The 17687-nt window shown below is 69.8% G+C and carries 10 protein-coding genes; 5 read left to right on the top strand and 5 right to left on the bottom strand.

Features of this window, described 5'->3' with window-relative positions:
- Window positions 1-47 precede the first annotated feature (47 nt).
- Window positions 48-1904: a DNA helicase RecQ gene (gene recQ, locus L3V18_RS09295; protein WP_237054402.1), complete on the bottom strand. Its 1857-nt coding sequence runs from the start codon at window positions 1902-1904 to the stop codon at window positions 48-50.
- A 285-nt stretch (window positions 1905-2189) separates the two neighbouring features.
- Complete coding sequence (locus L3V18_RS09290) at window positions 2190-2744, bottom strand: Dps family protein (protein ID WP_237054401.1); 555 nt, start codon at window positions 2742-2744, stop codon at window positions 2190-2192.
- Between the two features lie 79 nt (window positions 2745-2823).
- On the opposite strand from L3V18_RS09290, the gene hrpA reads away from it, so the two are divergent.
- Window positions 2824-6837 (top strand): ATP-dependent RNA helicase HrpA, encoded by a 4014-nt coding sequence (gene hrpA / locus L3V18_RS09285; protein WP_237054400.1) that lies wholly within the window; start codon window positions 2824-2826, stop codon window positions 6835-6837.
- 337 nt (window positions 6838-7174) lie between these two features.
- Here hrpA and L3V18_RS09280 read toward each other — a convergent pair whose 3' ends face one another.
- Complete coding sequence (locus L3V18_RS09280) at window positions 7175-7699, bottom strand: hypothetical protein (RefSeq protein WP_237054399.1); 525 nt, start codon at window positions 7697-7699, stop codon at window positions 7175-7177.
- A 94-nt stretch (window positions 7700-7793) separates the two neighbouring features.
- On the opposite strand from L3V18_RS09280, the gene L3V18_RS09275 reads away from it, so the two are divergent.
- Both L3V18_RS09275 and L3V18_RS09270 read left to right on the top strand, forming a co-directional pair.
- Window positions 7794-9950, top strand: a complete 2157-nt coding sequence (locus tag L3V18_RS09275) for a RelA/SpoT family protein (RefSeq protein WP_237054398.1) — start codon at window positions 7794-7796, stop codon at window positions 9948-9950.
- A gap of 391 nt (window positions 9951-10341) precedes the next feature.
- Entirely contained in the window at window positions 10342-11970 is a 1629-nt protein-coding gene (locus tag L3V18_RS09270; RefSeq protein WP_237054397.1) for a hypothetical protein, read from the top strand.
- 28 nt (window positions 11971-11998) lie between these two features.
- Here L3V18_RS09270 and L3V18_RS09265 read toward each other — a convergent pair whose 3' ends face one another.
- A complete protein-coding gene (locus L3V18_RS09265) occupies window positions 11999-13273 on the bottom strand; it encodes a glycosyltransferase (protein WP_237054396.1) in 1275 nt (424 codons plus the stop codon).
- 57 nt (window positions 13274-13330) lie between these two features.
- Complete coding sequence (locus L3V18_RS09260; protein WP_237054395.1) at window positions 13331-14617, bottom strand: glycosyltransferase; 1287 nt, start codon at window positions 14615-14617, stop codon at window positions 13331-13333.
- An 88-nt stretch (window positions 14618-14705) separates the two neighbouring features.
- On the opposite strand from L3V18_RS09260, the gene mrcB reads away from it, so the two are divergent.
- Window positions 14706-17132 carry a penicillin-binding protein 1B gene (gene mrcB, locus L3V18_RS09255; RefSeq protein ID WP_255783895.1) on the top strand — a complete coding sequence of 809 codons (2427 nt, stop codon included), beginning with the start codon at window positions 14706-14708 and terminating at the stop codon, window positions 17130-17132.
- Window positions 17129-17686, top strand: coding sequence for a tetratricopeptide repeat protein (locus L3V18_RS09250; protein WP_237054394.1), 558 nt, complete (start codon window positions 17129-17131; stop codon window positions 17684-17686). Before mrcB ends, L3V18_RS09250 begins: the two co-directional genes overlap by 4 nt.
- The last annotated feature ends 1 nt before the right edge of the window (window position 17687 follow it).

Genomic DNA, 17687 nt, shown 5'->3' with positions numbered 1-17687 from the left:
CAGGCTGCCGCGCGGAGGTTTAAACCCGCTGTCCGGCCCGGGCGGGCTCAGGCCGCCGGATCGGGCGCGCAGCGGGCCAGGTGATCGAGCAGGTCGTCGCCGTAGCGCTCGAGCTTGCGCTCGCCGATGCCGGGAATCCGGGCGAGGTCGCGGACATCGCCGGGATCGGCCTCGGCGATCGCGCGCAGCGTGCTGTCGTGGAAGATCACGTAGGCGGGGACGTTCTGCTCCTTCGCCAGCGCCGAGCGCCACTCGCGCAGCGTTCGGAAGCGGGCCAGTGCGTCGGTGTCGAGCTCGATCTCCAGCATCGACGAGCTCGCGCGTCGGCCTCGCCGGCTGCGCGGTTCGGGCTCGCGCCGGAACGAGAGCACCTGCTCCCCGCGCAGTACCGGTGCCGCCGCCGCGGTCAGCCGCAACGCGTTGTAGCGCTCGGCGTCGGCCTCCAGCAGGCCCGCGGCGAGCAACTGGCGGAACACACCGCGCCATTGGCGGGCGTCGAGGTCGCTGCCGATCGCCCACGTGCTGAGACGGTCGTGGCCGTACTGGGTCACCTTGTCGGTCGTCTTGCCGGTCAGGATGTCGATCACGTGGCCGGCGCCGAAGCGCTGGCCGCTGCGGTAGACCGCCGACAGCGCCTTGCGTGCGGCGACGGTGCCGTCCCAGGTCTCGGGCGGTTCCAGGCAGTTGTCGCAACCGCCGCAGCCGGCGTCGCCGACCTCGTGGTGCTCGCCGAACCAGGCCAGCAGCGCACGGCGCCGGCACTGGGTGGTCTCGCAGTAGCCGAGCAGGGCGTCGAGCTTGCCGCGTTCGAGCCGCTTGCGCTCGTCGCTGGCCTCGCCCTGGTCGATCAACGCACGCAGATTGACCACGTCGCCCAGCCCGTAGCTCATCCAGGCCTCGGCGGCAGCGCCGTCGCGTCCGGCGCGTCCGGTCTCCTGGTAGTAGCCCTCGATCGACTTGGGCAGGTCGACATGGGCGACGAAGCGCACGTCGGGCTTGTCGATGCCCATGCCGAACGCGATCGTCGCCACCATCACCACGCCGTCCGCCTGCAGGAAGTGGCGCTGGTTGGCGGCGCGGGTCTCCGCCGGCAGGCCGGCGTGGTAGGGCAGGGCGTGGATGCCGGCTTCCACCAGTTGTTCGGCGACGGCCTCGACGCGGCGGCGCGAGAACGCATAGACGATCCCGCTTTCGCCGTCGTGGCGGCGCAGGAAGTCGAGCAGCTGGCGGATGCCGCCACCGTCCTTGTGGACTACGGTGTAGCGGATGTTCGGGCGGTCGAACGAACTGACGAACTGGCGCGCCTCCTCCAGTGCCAGCCGTTCGACGATCTCCTGCCGGGTCGGCGCGTCGGCGGTCGCGGTCAGCGCGATCCGCGGCACGTCCGGCCAGCGTTCGTGCAGCACCGTCAGCTGGCGGTATTCGGGGCGGAAGTCGTGCCCCCATTGCGACACGCAGTGCGCTTCGTCGATCGCGAACAGCGCGACCTGACCACGCGCATGGGCACGGTCGATCAGGCCGAGCATGCGACCGCCGAGCAGGCGCTCGGGAGCGACATAGAGCAGGTCGAGCTGTCCGTCGAGCCATTCGCGCTCGACGGTGGCGGCGCTGTCGGCGTCCAGGGTCGAGTTCAGGCAGGCCGCGCGTACGCCGAGCTGGCGCAACGCCTCGACCTGGTCCTGCATCAGCGCGATCAGCGGCGACACCACGATGCCGCAGCCGTCGCGCAGCATCGCCGGCAACTGGTAGCAGAGCGACTTGCCGCCGCCGGTCGGCATCAGTACCAGCGCATCGCCACCGTCGGCGACGTGCTCGACGATCGCGCCCTGCTCGTCGCGGAAGGCCTCGTGGCCGAAGGTGGAGCGGAGCAGGTCGAGGGCGTGGTCGAGGGTGTTGCGCGGCATCCGCGCAGGATATCAGCCAGGTCGCGGATTATCGGCCTTCACGTGCGAGCCGGCCGGCATTCCGGCCAGTAGCCCGCCACCGTTTCCCGATATCGGCAATCGAGAGGGCGGCTCGCAGTGGGGGGCGATCCAGGGACGGATCCCGTCGACCTCGCCAGCATGAAAGCATCGGAGGGAGATGCCCCCGGCATGGCGCACACCGAAAGCTGAGGGCGGGAAGCGTCGTGCGGTACGCGGGTTCCGCATGGCGAAACCCGCGGGCATCAGGCGTTCAGTGCTGCGATTTCACTGCAGCAGCGAGCGCAGCATCCAGGCGGTCTTCTCGTGGACCTGCAGCCGCTGCGTCATCAGGTCGACGGTCGGGTCGTCGCCGGCGTCGTCGGCGATCTTCAGGGTCTTGCGTGCGGTACGGCAGACCGCCTCGTTGCCGACGGTCAGCTGGCGGACCATCTCGCGCCAGTCGGCGGCATCGGCCAGGCCCGGTTCCTCGGGGATCGACGACAGCCGGGTGAACTCGGCATACGAACCAGGCGCGTTGAAGCCCAGCGCGCGGATCCGCTCGGCGACCTCGTCCAGCGCCGCCCACTGCTCGGTGTACTGGCCCTCGAACATCACGTGCAGCGAGTTGAACATCGGGCCGGTGATGTTCCAGTGGAAGTTGTGGGTCTTCAGGTACAGGGTGTAGGCGTCGGCGAGGAAGTGCGACAGGCCCTCGGCGATCTTCTTGCGGTCGCCGGTGCCGATGCCGATGTCGATGGCCGGGGCGCTCGAGCCCGGGGCGGGCGACGCGGTCGGCTTGGCGGTCTTGGACGGCTTCTTGGTGGACTTGGACTTGGCCATGCGGTTTCTCCTGTGGACGCGTTGCGGCGACAATGTCGCCTGATTCGTTGTTCCTGGAAATTTCGTCGTACCGAACCAGATGGAGTCTATCGGTCCAAATGCAAACGCCGCGTCACGGAAGATACGGTCCGGCGACGCGCGCGGGAAGGCGCTGCAGGACGGCCGTCGCGCGATCGACGCCGGGCTGAGCCGCGACCGTGGCCGCCTGCATGGCCTGTGGTCGCGCTGGAAGGGCAAACCCGCCGATGCCGGGGCAGAGGCGGCCTTCCGGGAGGCATTGACCGCGTCGATCGCGGCCCGCGAGGCGCGTGAATCGTCGCTGCCGCGGGCGCCGGTCGACGACTCGCTGCCGATCGCGCGCGAGGCCGGACGCATCGTCGAACTGATCCGCAGGCACCCGGTGGTGGTGATCGCCGGCGAAACCGGCTCGGGCAAGACCACCCAGCTGCCGAAGCTGTGCCTGGCCGCCGGGCGTGGCGCGGCCGGGATGATCGGCTGCACCCAGCCGCGGCGGATCGCGGCGCGAGCGGTCGCGCGGCGCGTGGCGGAGGAGCTGCAGGTGCCGTTGGGCGGCGCGGTCGGTTACCAGGTGCGGTTCACCGAGAACGTCGGCGAGCAGACCGCGGTGAAGTTCATGACCGACGGCATCCTGCTGGCCGAGATCGCTTCCGACCGCTGGCTGTCGCGCTACGACACGATCCTGATCGACGAGGCGCACGAGCGCAGCCTCAACATCGATTTCCTGCTCGGCTATCTGAAACAACTGCTGAAGAAGCGCCGCGACCTCAAGGTCATCGTGACCTCGGCGACGATCGACACCGCCCGCTTCGCCTCCCATTTCGACGACGCGCCGGTGGTCGACGTCGAGGGCCGCGGCTATCCGGTCGAAGTGCGTTACCGGCCGCTGGAAGGGGAGGGCGACATCGAGGATGGCCGCGGTGGCGAGCGCACCGTGACCGACGGCATCGTCGCCGCCTGCGACGAGATCATCCGCGAGGACGCATCGCGTGGCTTCGGGCGCGGCGACGTGCTGGTGTTCCTGCCGGGCGAGCGCGAGATCCGCGACGCCCACCAGGCGCTGGAACGCCGCAAGTATCGCGACACCGAGGTGCTGCCGCTGTACGCACGGCTGTCGGCGCGCGACCAGGACCGGGTGTTCAATCCCGGTGTGAAGCGGCGCATCGTGCTGGCGACCAATGTCGCCGAGACTTCGTTGACGGTGCCGCGGATCCGCTACGTGGTCGATCCGGGCCTGGCGCGGGTCAAGCGCTACAGCCAGCGCGGCAAGCTCGACCGTCTGCACATCGAGCCGGTCAGCCAGGCCAGCGCGAACCAGCGCAAGGGGCGTTGTGGCCGCGTCGCCGAGGGCGTCTGCTACCGGCTGTATTCGGAGCCCGACTTCGAGTCGCGGCCGATGTACACCGATCCGGAAATCCTGCGCGCGGCGCTGGCCGGGGTGATCCTGCGGATGCTGGCGCTGGGCCTGGGCGATATCGAGTCGTTCCCGTTCCTGGAGCCGCCGGAGCCGCGCGCGATCGCCGATGGCTGGCAGCAACTGGCCGAGCTGGGCGCGGTCGAGGCCATCGCCGGGGACGGCCGGCGCCGGCTGACCGCGACCGGCCGGCTGATGGCGAAGTTGCCGGTGGACGTGAAGCTGGCGCGGATGCTGGTCGCCGCCAACGCGCAGGGCTGCCTGCGCGAGATGCTGGCGATCGCGTCGTTCCTCGGGATCCAGGATCCGCGCGAGCGGCCCGCGGACCAGCGCGCCGCGGCCGATGCGGCGCATGCGGAGTTCGCCGACCCGAGGTCGGAGTTCGTCGGCATCCTCAAACTGTGGGCCGCCTACGAGAGCGCGCACGAGGAACTGACTCAGTCGCGGCTGCGCAAATGGTGCGACAAGCACTTCCTCGGCTTCCTGCGCATGCGCGAGTGGCGCGAACTGCATCGCCAGCTCAAGCTGATGGCGGCCGATCTCGGCTGGCAGGTGGCCTCGCGTGACGGCGAGCTGGATGCCGCCGGCTACGCGACCCTGCACCGCGCGATCCTCGCCGGCCTGCCGACCCAGATCGCGCACCGCGGCGACCGCAATGTCTACGAAGGTCCGCGCGGCCGTCGTTTCCAGCTGTTTCCCGGGTCGTCGCTGGCGCGCAAGCCGCCCCCGTGGGTGCTGTCGGCGACCCTGCTCGACACCGAGCGCGTGTGGGGCCTGACCAATGCGGCGATCGAGCCGGAATGGGCGATCGCCGAGCTGCCGCACCTGCTCGCGCGGCGGCCGCACGATCCGCGCTGGGCGCGTTCGCAGGGTCGGGTCGTCGGCAGCGAGCAGATCAGCCTGTTCGGCCTGGTGCTGGCGCCGAAGAAGCCGATCCACTACGGCGCGCTGTTCCCGGAGGAGAGCCGCGCGATCTTCGCCCGCGATGCGCTGGTCACCGGCGAGATCAACACCCGTTCCGCCTTCCTCCCCCGCAATCTCGCGACCCTGGCGAAGGCGCGCGAGGAGGAGGCCAAGCAGCGTCGCACCGGCCTGGTCGTCGAAGAGGACTGGATGACGCGCTGGTACCTGGACCGGTTGCCGCCGGACGTGCACAACGCGCAGGCGCTGGACGCCTGGTACCGCAAGCTGCCCGCGGCGGAAAAGGCGGGACTGGAATGGTCGCTGGACGACCTGATGGTCGTCGACGAGAGCGACGCGGCGCGGTTCCCGCCGTACATCGCGCTCGGTGATGTTCGGCTGGCGGTGAGATACCGTTTCGAGCCGGGTGCGCCGGATGACGGGATGACCCTGGCGGTGCCGCTGCACCTGCTCAACGCGCTCGACCCGGTGCGGCTGGGCTGGCTGGCGCCGGGCTTTGTCGAGGACAAGGCGGCGGCGCTGATCCGGTCGCTGCCGAAGGCACAGCGGCGCAATTTCGTGCCGGCACCGGACTTCGCCCGCGCCTTCCATGAAGCCCATGCGGTGACCGACGAGGGCGATACCCTGACCGGTGCGCTGGCGCGTTTCCTGCGCAAGCTGACCGGTGCCGAGGTCGCCGCCGTCGACTTCGACGAGGGCGCGCTCGAGCCGCACCTGCGGATGAACCTGCGGCTGCTCGACAGGGATGGCCGCAGCGTGCTGGCCGAATCGCGCGACCTGGACGAGCTGCGTCGCCGCTTCGGCGAGCGGGCCGCACGGGCGTTCGCCGCGCGTGCGGCCGACGGCCTGGCCCGCGACGGGCTGACCGCGTTCCCCGATGAGCCGATCCCGCTGTCGGTGCCGGGCGCGGGCGGGGTGCCGGCGTGGCCGGCGCTGCACGACGACGGCGACAGCGTATCGCTGCGCGTGCATACCGAGCGCGAGGTCGCCGAGGCCGCGCACCCGGCGGGCGTGCGCCGGCTGCTGGCGCTGGCGCTGGCGGACCGGATGCGGCAGGCGCGCAGGCAACTGCCGGTGTCGCCGAAGACCGGCTTGCTGTACGCGGCGATCGAGTCGCAGGCGCCGCGCAGCGATGGCCTGAAGGACGGCGACCGCCTGCGTGCGGACCTCGTCGACGGCGCGTTTGCCGCGCTTTCGGCCGACGGTCTGGGTGCGATCCGCGATCCGGCGACGTTCGCCGAGCGCCTCGACGGCATCGCCAGGGGACTGTTTCCGGAAGCGGTCGAGCGGCTGAAACAGGCCGAGGGCATCCTCGCCGCGGTGGCCGAGGTCCGCGCGAAGCTGGAGTCTCCGCTGATGGGGTGGGCCAGCGGCAATCTGGACGACATGCGTGCGCATCTGGCCGCGCTGACCCCGCCGGGTTTCCTGCGCGACGTGCCGGCGGAATCACTGCGCGAGTACCCGCGCTACCTGAAGGCACTGGCGCTGCGCGGCGAACGCGCGCTGCGCGATCCCGGCCGCGACCAGGCCCGGATGCTGGAACTCAAGCCTTTCGTCGATGCGCTGGAGGCGGCGCGCGCGCGGGGACGTTCCGACGACAGCGGCTGGCGGGCTTTCGCCCACGACCTGGAGGAACTGCGGGTGTCGCTGTTCGCGCAGGAGCTGGGGGCGCGAGGCGGCGTCTCGCCGAAGAAGCTGGCCCAGCGGTTGCAGTCGCTCGCTCTTCCGGAACGGCCGTAGGAAGAGCCGTGGGAGTAGCGTGATCAGCGATCCCCGGGCTGCACCCGGGAATCCCCAAAATCTGCCCTGCAAAAACTTGGGCCGTTGCGCTGCCACACCCCCATTCGTGCCCGCGGCACGAATCGCCCCCTGACTCAGGGGGGACGATATCCGGCTGCACCCGGATATCTCCCAAAGTTTGCTGCGCAAACCCTGGGCCCCGCCGTCACGCTGCCACACCCCCATTCGTGCCCGCGGCACGAATCGCCTCCTGACTCAGGGGGCTGTACCACCACGCGATCCCATGCCGCTTCTACGGCGTCAAAGCGCAGCCCTCGGCCCTCCGCCCTCGGTACCGTCACTCCACCCGCTTGACCTTGGCGCGGGTGTTGTAGCCTTCGACCGACATGTACCAGGTGTTGCCGACCAGGCTCGGCCGGATCGTCGCCTTCGGGTTCGGGTTGCGCGCGCCGACCAACGACGCGTTGTCGATCTGTTCCCAGACCTGGCCATTGTCGAGCGTGTAGCGGCGGCCCTTGCCGAAGCCGCGGAACTCGCTGGTCACCGTGCCGACCACGGGCTCCTCCGAGCCGAAGCTCAGGAAGCCGCGGTTGTCGTCCTCGACCTTCTTCTTGGCTGCGGCGGCGGCCAGCGCGGTCTCGGTCTCGATCTTGCGGCCGAGCCAGCGGTTGAGGTTGGCCAGCTCCTCGGCGCTGAGCTTGTCGAGGCCGGCGGCCTCGAATTCCTCGGCGCTCATCTGCTGCTGGATCGGCTGGTCGGCCGTCGCCGGCTGCTGGGCGGGCGGCTGCTGGGCGAACGCCAGCGGGCCGAATGCCAGGCAGCCGATCAGGGCAAGTGTGCGAAAGGACAGGGGACGCATCATGGTGTTCCTCCGGACGGTTGGCGGTAGTGTAGTCGTCGCGCGCGTCGCCATCACGGTTCCGACGCCGTCCCCCCAGAGCACGTTCGATCATCCGTTGAATACGCCCTCTCCATCGCCCGCGGACGACCTGACCCGGCTGCTCGATGCGTCGGCGCTGGATGCGATCGCGCCTGCCGACCGCGAACCGCTGTGCGCCGCGCTGGCCGCCCCCGACGGCGCTGCCGGCGCCCGCGATCCGTTGCCGGTGGTGCTGGACATGCTCGATTCGCTGGCGCGGCTCGGCGCCGACGGCGATACCGTGACCGCGGCCCTGTTGCGCCAGTATCCGGCGCTGCCGGCGCGGCTGGGCAAGGCATTCGAACAGCGGCATCCGGCGGTGTTCGGACTGCTGGAAGGACAGCAGGCCGCGACCCAGGTGCGCGCGCTGCATGCCGAGCAGGGCGGCCACGGCAGCGCCGAGGGCCTGCGCCGGCTGCTGCTGGCGATCGTGCGCGACCTGCGGGTGGTGTCGATCCTGCTCGCCCGCCAGCTGGCGCGGATGCGCCACGCGATGGTGCTGGACGAGGACGCGCGCCGCCAGCTGGCGCGGCTGACCCGCGACATCCATGCACCGCTGGCGAACCGGCTCGGCATCTGGCAGTTGAAGTGGGAGCTGGAGGACCTCGCCTTCCGCTACCTTGAGCCGGACACCTACAAGCAGATCGCGCGCCTGCTCGACGAGAAGCGCGGCGACCGCGAGCGCTACATCGAGGGCGTCAAGCAGACCCTGCGCGATGCGATGGCCGCGCAGGGGATCCGCGCCGAGATCGCGGGGCGGCCCAAGCACATCTACAGCATCTGGAAGAAGATGCAGCGCAAGGACGTGCCGATCGGCGAGCTGTACGACCTGCGCGCGGTGCGGGTGATGGTCGACGACGTCGCCGCCTGCTACGCCGCACTGGGCGTGGTGCACGCGCAATGGGCGCCGGTCCCGGCCGAATTCGACGATTACATCGCCCGGCCCAAGCGCAACGACTACCGCTCGCTGCACACCGCGGTGATCGGCCCGGAAGGCAAGACCCTGGAGGTGCAGATCCGCACCCACGAGATGCACCGCCAGGCCGAGCTCGGCGTCGCCGCGCACTGGAAGTACAAGGAGTCCGGCAGCCAGGCCGCCGATGCCGCATTCGACCGCAAGATCGCGTGGATGCGCAAGCTGCTGGAGGGCCGCGACGACGAGGCGGCGCTGGCCGGCGAGCTCGACAGCGAGTTGATCGAGGACCGCGTCTACGTGCTCACGCCCAAGGGCGAGGTGGTCGACCTGCCGGCCGGGGCGACCCCGCTGGACTTCGCTTATCACGTGCATACCGAGGTCGGGCATCGCTGCCGCGGTGCCAAGGTCGACGGACGGATCGTGCCGCTCGACCACAAGCTCGAAAGCGGCGACCGGGTCGAGATCATGACCGCGAAGACCGGAGAACCGCGCCGGGACTGGCTGGTGGAGGCCAACGGCTTCCTTGCGAGCAGCCGTTCGCGGCAGAAGGTCCGGACCTGGTTCCACAAGCTCGATCGCGCGCGCAACGAACAGGCCGGCAAGGAAATGCTCGACAAGGAGCTGCGCCGGCTCGGATTGCTTGGCGCCGATCTGGCGCCGGCGCGCGAGCGCTTCAGCGTCGCCCACGACAGCGACCTGCATATCCAGGTCGCACTCGGCGACCTCGGGCCGCACCAGGTCGGCCGGGTGCTGCTGGAGCACGAACGTGCGCAGGAAGCGCCGAAGGCGCCGCCGGCCATGCCCGTGCCGGCACCGCAACGGCAGCCGGTACGCACCAGCGAATTCACCGTGGAAGGCGTCGGCAACGTGCTGACCCAACTGGCGCGCTGCTGCCAGCCGCTGCCCGGCGAGGCGATCGTCGGCTATCTGACCCGCGGCCGCGGGGTCAGCGTGCACCGGCCGGGCTGCGCGACCTTCCTGCGCCTGTCCGCGCAGCAGCCGCAGCGGGTGCTTCCGGTGGAATGGGGCCGCGCCGGCAAGAACCACGAAGTCGACGCCGAGCTGCGCGCGATCGATCGCAAGTGGCTGCTGAAGGACATCACCAACCTGGTCGCGCAGGACAACGTCCACGTCACCAACATGCGCAGCGATTTCGAGCGCGACCGCGCGCACGTACGGGTGCGCCTGCGCCTGCGGGTCGCCGACTTCGGCCAGCTGTCGAGCGTGCTCGGCAAGCTGGCGGCGTTGCCGGGCGTCGAGTACGCGCGCCGCGCCTGAGAGCCTGTTCATGCTCTCTACGCAACCCGCGTGGCCCCACAGAGGCCGTCAGGGGTGTTGCGCGCCGCAGCGCCTGACTGGCGGCCAGGTCAAGGCGTGCGGCGCCGCATGACGGTCACTGTGGGGCCACCCGAAGGGCCGGGGCTGTGAGCCCGCATGGCCGCGTCATTACTCGGTCGTGTATCGACATACACTCCCGCGTTCTTCCTTGCCCTGCGCGCTCACGGTCCTGGCGCGGGCTGCGTAGAGAGCGTGAACAGGCTCTGAGAGCCGCTCGAAGTCTCCGGCGCGGACCGCGGAGATGCTGAACAGGCTCCGGGGTCGCCCGGCTGCGTCGGGCCGCGCCGACGGTCACGCGGCATGCAAGCGCTGCGATTATGCTGGCGCGTGCATGGAGAAGAATCGCAACGCGTTTCCGGGTTCAGGCCAGTCGGGCGGGCGGCGGGTCGAGCCGACGTTCGATCCCGACCGGCTCGCCGCGGCGATGCGGGTCGTCGACCGTTGTCCACCGGAGGATCAGCGCCCGCACGGCCCGCTTCCGGCATGGACGTGGTGGGCGGCGTCGGCCGGCGTGGGGCTCGTGATCGTCGCGTTGATGGCGTTCCGGCAGCCGTTGGCCGACCGGCTGTGGCCGGAGACGCGTGCGCAGCAGCTGCGCACCGAGGCCGAGCAGGCGCTGTCCGAAGGACGCCTGAGCGCGGCCGACGGCAGCGGCGCGCGCGAACTGTACGAGGCGGCGCTCGCACTCGAACCCGATCGCCTCGAAGCCCGCGCGGGCCTGGCGCGGGTGGCACGGCAGGCCCTGGCGCAGGCACGCACGGCCATGGATGCCGGCCGTTATCCGGATGCGTACCGTGCGCTGGCGCTCGCCCGCGAACTGGGGGTGCCGCGCGCCGATGCCGATGAAACGGCGGAGCGGTTGCGCGAGCGCCAGGCGGCGCATGCCGACGTCGACCAGTGGCTGGTATCGGCGGCCTCGGCGCTGAAGGCCGGCCACCTCAGCGGCGACGAGCGTGCGGCGTTGCCGCTCTACCGGCGGGTGCTGGCGTTGCAGCCGAACCGGACCGAGGCCCTGGAGGGCCGCGAGGACGCGCTGAGCGCGTTGCTGCAGCATGCTTGGAGTGCGATGCGGGACGGCGATCTCGCAGCGGCCGGGCGGCGGATCGAGCAGGCGCGGGAGTTCGACGCGGGGCATGCCGAGTTGCCCGACGCGACCGCCGAGCTCGCCCGGCTGGTCGAGCTCCGGCACGAACGCGCGCGCGCTGCGTTGCGCCGCGACCGTCTGGACGACGCGCGCCGGCTGTGGCGCGAGGTGCTCGCCGTCGACGGCGAAGACGCGGCAGCGCGCCAGGGTCTGCTGTCGGTGGCCCGGGCCCAGGCCGCGCAGGCGATACGCGAAGCACGCGATTTCCGTTTCGAGACCGCACAGGCAGCGCTGGCCGAGGCCCGCGACACCGCGATCGATGCGCCAGCGGCGGCGCCGGCAATCGCCGAAGCCGAACGGCAGCTGCGGCAGGCGCGCCAGTCGCGGCAGCGGCTGCAGGCCGTCGGCGCCTCGATGACCGCGGCCGAGCGCGAACAGCGGGTGAGCCGGCTGCTGCGGGCCGCGCTTGCCGCGGAACAGCGCGGCGATCTGCTGCAACCGCCCGGCGAGAGCGCCTTCGATGCGGTGCGTGCCGCACGCGCGCTGGCGCCCGACGACGCACGGGTCGCCGAAGCCACGGCGCGTCTGCTGCCGGCCTCGCAGCAGTGCTACCGGGACGCGCTTCGCGACAATCGTCTGGTCCGTGCCGGTCGCTGCCTGCAGGCCGGCGAGGTGCTGGGCGTGGACTCCGACATCCTGCGCGAACAGCGGCTGCGTCTCGCCCAGCGCTGGATCGCGGTCGGCGACGAGCGTCTTGGCGCCGGCGAACTGGCGGTGGCGCAGGCGGCGCTGGAGGCGGCCCGCGCGCTCGATCCCGCGGCCGCCGGCCTGGACGCCCTGGCCAGGCGGGTGGAGACCGCTGCGGTAGGGGATTGAGTCGAAGACCTCACCGATCTGATCCGGCCTATGTTGGGATGCTTTCCAGGACTCCCGTAATTTTCCGGGCCGATGCGCTCCAGCTGAATTCGGCGACCCTGGCAGAGTCCAACTGCAATCCTGTGTCGAGTCTGTATTCCTGCTTGGCCTGTTGGGCATCCCGCAGCCAACACGTGATTGCCTCACAGCTGTTTTCTACACTCCATCCGCGTTGCAGTGATTGGATCATCGTGCCGATGGCATCGCCGCCGCCGTTGAGGTGCAGGATTGGACGGCATGCGCCCAGATATTCGTATATCTTGCCGGGAATCTGGGAGTGATCGGCGTTGGCGATGTTCACCAGCACGTCGGCGTTGCGCTGAAGTTCCAGGATTCTGGCGTGTGGCAGGAATCCCAGCAGATGGATCCTGTCGGGCATCCTGCGTGCTGCGTTGAGAATCGTCTCCGGAACGGTGACCGCGGCGATGCTGAGCCGGACATTCTCGCTGGTTTCGATTGCGCAGATCAGAGCGTCGGGTTTCCTGAAATCGTAGAAGCTGCCGGTATAGAGCAATTCGAGCCGATCCGATGTTGGTGGAGGGCAGGCATGGTCGGCACCCCAGGGGGCGAAGCCCTGGGTGATCACGTCGACGCCACTGGTACGTCCATGACGTTGGGCGAGCAGTTCGGCCGCGCCTGCGTTGGTCACGAATATGTGATCCGCAAGCTCGCAGACCTGGCGTTCAAGCTTGGTCGAACGTTCCTTCCATCGCGGAGGCGTGTAGCCGGCGAGGACCGGATCGCCCAGATCGGCCACCCACCTGAAACCCATCTGTCGCGAAATCAGCCCTAGCTCCAGCGTGGTGGCCGGTTCATGGGATGAGATGACAACGTCCGGGGCGACGGTGGTGAGCAGGCGCTTCAGCCCGTGCTGTCCCCAGGGTTTCCATTCGCCCCGAAGGTCCGGAAACAGGAATCTTGCGGCAGTGGATTGCAGCGTCTCCCACAGTGTCTGTTTCCAACTGCGAGGAGGCTTGATCTGGCCATCGAAAGAGGCAGTTTTTTCCGCGGCAACATGGGAGGTCGTGCGATGCCTGCGTTCCCTCAGCATTGCCATCAGCCCCCGGAATGGACCGGCGAAGGTGCGGTGAACCCGGACGTCCGGGTGTGGCGCCGGCAGGCCCGGGGTTTCTCCGCCCAAATTGACGGTCAGTACGTGCACTTCGTGGCCCAGACAGGCCAGTTCCCGGCTCAGGTAGGCCCAACGGAGAGACTGGGGAGAAGGACTGGGCGGGTATTCGTACGCGATGAGCAAAATGCGCATGTAGATGTCGGGCTGGGTAGAGGACGGAACATGCCGTGGGAACCTGCGCTCGGGCATTCAGGTTCGAGGTGCGGCCGGGGTACCGAAGGTGCGGTGAATGGAAGGAAGGGCCGATTCGAACGAGAAATGCCTGTCGATATTGATGCCTCCTCCTGTAGACAGCCGTTGCCACAGCACCGGGTCGTTGTGCAGCCGGATGATCGCGTCGGCATAGGCCGACGCGGTGTCTGCCTCCAGTACATCGAGGCCGTCCTGCAGTTGCATGCCCTCCGTTGCGCAGGTAGTTGCCACGACCGGTACGCCGTGCGCCATGTACTGGTTGATCTTGCCCTTGACCCCGGCTCCATAGCGCAGTGGAGCAATGCCAACCAGACAGCTTTCCAACAAGGGTGTCATGTCCTCGACATGTCCATGCACGACGAGGCCATAACTTTCGGCGCCGGCCGGTACGAGGCCCTCCCCCACGATGTGTGCCTGGCAGCCGATCAGCTTGCGCCGCACGAGCGGAAGGATGTCCCTGACGAACCAGTCCACCGCGTCCTGGTTGGGGGGGTGCCTTCCGCTGCCCACGAAGAGGATGCCGGAGCGATTTTCGTGTGGCGGGACGCCGGCCTTTGACTCATGCAGGTTGGGGATCACTTCCACCGACAATCCAGGCACCTCGTCCAGCAGTGCCTTTCTCTCGACCGGGCTGACCACCCATACGGTGTCGGCGTCGCGCACCGCGGCCAGTTCCCATTTGCGGGTGCGTCGGGCGGCGCGGGCCAGGGCCCTGTTCCCACGAACTCTTGCTTCGCGCAGTTCGCGTATGTGATGGAGATCGACCGTGTCCAGTACCAGGCGAGGCCGGTCCGGCAGGCATCGAAGCAACGGGAACCAGGTTCTGGCGAGGTGGTAGCGGCAGACCACCACGGCACGGTAGCGGCGGTGGTTCTCGCGTAACCAGGAGGAGGGCGATGGGACGTCCGGAATGGCTATGACGCCGATGCCCGCTGCCATCAGATCGGCGGTGTAGCGGCCTGCCGCGCGGTTGTCGTCCGGCAGGAAATCCACGGCATATCCGGAGTCCACGAGGCGGCGCATCAGCGTGAACAGCCGCAGGGATCCAGAATCGCGATCGGGGCTTGGAGTCGTGCCGTCGATGAACAACAACTGTGGCCGGCCGGGCTTGCCGGCCCCACAGGTCTGCTCTTCGATGGGTATCCGCGCCCCGAGCCGTGACGGCCCCAGGCCTGAACGAGCCCGGGACAGCGATTGTCGAAAGCCCTTCGACAGGAATGCGATGCGCGCGCGGTGAACCTTGCCAAGGAACCGGTGCCAATGATGGAGGATTAGCGGATGCACCTGATCGGGAAATGAATTCTGTATGGAGGGAGAAAGGCGTCCAGGGACGGAGGGTTCGTGGCTGCGCTAGACTCCCGGACAACTCCCATTGTCCCATGCCGTGGCCCGGAAACCGCACAAGCACATCCCGTACGACGAAGACGACGACAACGACGGCGACGCGCGCCCGCAGTGGCGTCGCCGGCTGGTCACGGCGGTGCTGGCCCTGGCGGCGCTCGGGCTGGGCTTCCTGATCCCGTACACGCTCTATCTCAACCACGAGGTCAGCGAGCGCTTCGGCCAGTTGCAATGGCAGATCCCGACCCGTGTGTACGCGCGGCCGCTGGTGCTCGAACCCGGCCTGGCGCTGGACGCGGCGACCCTGAAGACCGAGCTCGACGCAGCCGCCTATCACGCCGGCGACGGCCTCGCCGCCGGGACCTATGCCCGCGACGGCAGCCGCTGGCGGATCTCCAGTCGCGGCTTCAACGATGTCGACGGCGCGGTGCCGGCGCGACGGCTGGAGCTGGCCCTGTCCGGCGGGCGGGTATCGCGACTGCGCGAGCTCGATGCGGCCGGTGAGCCCGGCAGCGCGGTCAAGCGTGCACGCCTGGATCCGGCCCGGATCGCGACCCTGTACGGACAGAAGCAGGAGGAGCGGCGTCTGATCCGGATCAGCGACGTGCCGGAGCTGCTGGTGACCGGCCTGCAGGCCGTGGAGGATCGCGACTTCGCCCATCATCACGGCATCGACGTCGGCGGCATGCTGCGCGCCGCCTGGGTCAACCTGCGCTCGGGCCGGGCGCGGCAGGGTGCGAGCACGCTGACCCAGCAGCTGGCCCGCAGCGGACTGCTGGGAATCGGCCGCGAGCAGACCTTCACCCGCAAGGGCAAGGAAATCCTCTACGCACTGCTGATCGAGGCGCGCTACGAGAAGGGCACGATCCTCGAGGCCTATCTGAACCAGGTCTACCTCGGCCAGCGCGGTGCGCAGGCGATCCACGGCGTCGCCGCCGGCGCCGAGTTCTGGTTCGGCCGCGACCTCAAGAGCCTGAGCACCGAGCAGATCGCACTGCTGGTCGGCATCGTCAAGGGACCGTCGGCCTACGACCCGCGCCGGTACCCACAGGCGGCGCTGGAGCGGCGCAACTTCGTGCTCGGCGAGATGCACGAGACGGGACTGATCGACGAGGCCGAGTACAAGCGCGCGCTGGCGGCGCCGCTGGGCATCAGCGACAGCCCCGGCAGCCTGTCTGCGAACCGCTTCCCGGCCTACGTCGAGCTGATCCGCCGGCAGCTGGCGCGCGACTATCCCGCCGATGCGCTGTCCGGCGCCGGGCTCAGTGTGATGAGCGGGATGTCGCCATCGGCGCAGGCCTATGCCGAGGCGGCGGTGGCCCGCACCCTGAAATCGCTGGACAACAAGCGCCGTCCGCCGCTGGAAGCCGGGCTGGTGGTCACCGACGTCCACAACGGCGACGTCGTCGCCCTGGTCGGCAGCCGTGAGTTCACCGCGCATGGCTTCAACCGCGCGATCGAGGCGCAACGCCCGGTCGGTTCGCTGCTCAAGCCGTTCGTCAACCTGCTGGCGCTGGCGCAGCCGGGCCGCTGGTCGCTGGCGAGCTGGGTCGACGACTCGCCGGTCACGGTGACCCTGGGCCGCGGCAAGAGCTGGTCGCCGGGCAACTCCGACGGCCGCAGCCACGGCATGGTGCGGCTGATCGACGCGCTGGCCCGCTCCTACAACCAGGCTACGGTGCGGATCGGTATGGAGATCGCGCCCGAGCGCCTCGCCGGCCTGCTCAAGACCCTGGCCGGAATCGAGGCCGAGCCGAACCCGGCGCTGATCCTCGGCTCGACCGACCAGAGCCCGTACGCAATGGCGCAGCTGTACCAGTTCCTGGCCTCCGGCGGCGAGATCCAGCCGCTGCACGCGGTGCGCGGCGTGCTCGATGCCGGCGGCAAGGCGCTCAACCGCTACGACAAGGTGCCGGCGCCGGCGCAGGAAGGCGATGCGGTCGCCGCGCGGCTGATCACCCTCGCGCTGCAACAGGCGGTCAGCAGCGGCACCGGGCGGCAGTTGATCTCCGACGGCCTCGGCCATCTGTCCCCGGCCGGCAAGACCGGCACCAGCAACGACGACCGCGACAGCTGGTTCGCCGGCTGGACCGGCGACCACCTGGCGGTGGTCTGGGTCGGCAACGACCAGAACAAGGCGACCGGTCTGCAGGGCGCGACCGGCGCGATGCGGGTCTGGTCGAACATCTTCCGCCACCTGCCCAGCGCCACGCTGACGGTCGGCGATGACGGCCTGGACTGGCAGTGGGTGGTCGGCTCCAACAGCACCGATGCCGGCTGTCCGGAGGCCCGCCGCTTCGCCTTCGTCGCCGGTTTCGCGCCCGAGTACGCGCCATGCACATTGCCCGAGCCGGAACCGGAGGTCGACGAAGGACGCCGCAGCTGGCGCGACTGGTTCGGCTTCGGCCGCGACCGTGACGAGCCGGAACAGACGCCGCGGGAGGCGCCCGCGCCATGAGCCGCTTCCGCAGATACGGCGCGCGCGCCCTGCCGTCGACGGCATCGTTGCTGTTGCTGGCCGCCTGCGCGAGCGCGCCGCCCGAGCTCCCGCCGTCGCCGGACTTCGACGCCGCGGCCGCCGTCGCCGGGATCCGGGCGGCCGGCACCGCCAGCGGCGGCGAACTCGACGTGCAGCCGTTGCGCGACCCGCAGGTCAGCGATCTGAGCGAAGAGGCCACCCGGCTGGAGGCTGGCCGGCTTTACCAGGCCGCCGCCGAGCGCCTCGACCAGGCCCTGGAGATATCGCCGCAGGATCCGAACCTGCTGCAGCAACGCGCCGAGATCGCCCTGCTGCTCGGCGAGCCCGACCAGGCCGAGCGGTTGGCGCTGCGCGCGCGCGCAGCGGGTACCGAGGTCGGTCCGCTGTGCCGCCGCAACTGGGAAACCGTCGTGCGTGCCCGCGAGGGCGGTTCGCGTCCACCCGATGACGCGACGGCCCTGCCGCGGGTGTCGGTGGAGGAGGCCGCGCGTCGCCGCGACGCCTGCACGGTCGCGCCGCCGCCGCGCTACTGAA

It is taken from the genome of Marilutibacter chinensis (genome assembly GCF_021725675.1).
Lineage (GTDB): Bacteria > Pseudomonadota > Gammaproteobacteria > Xanthomonadales > Xanthomonadaceae > Marilutibacter > Marilutibacter chinensis.
The sequence above is the reverse complement of the archived record's forward strand: the minus strand, read 5'-3'. Positions and strand labels throughout refer to the sequence as shown.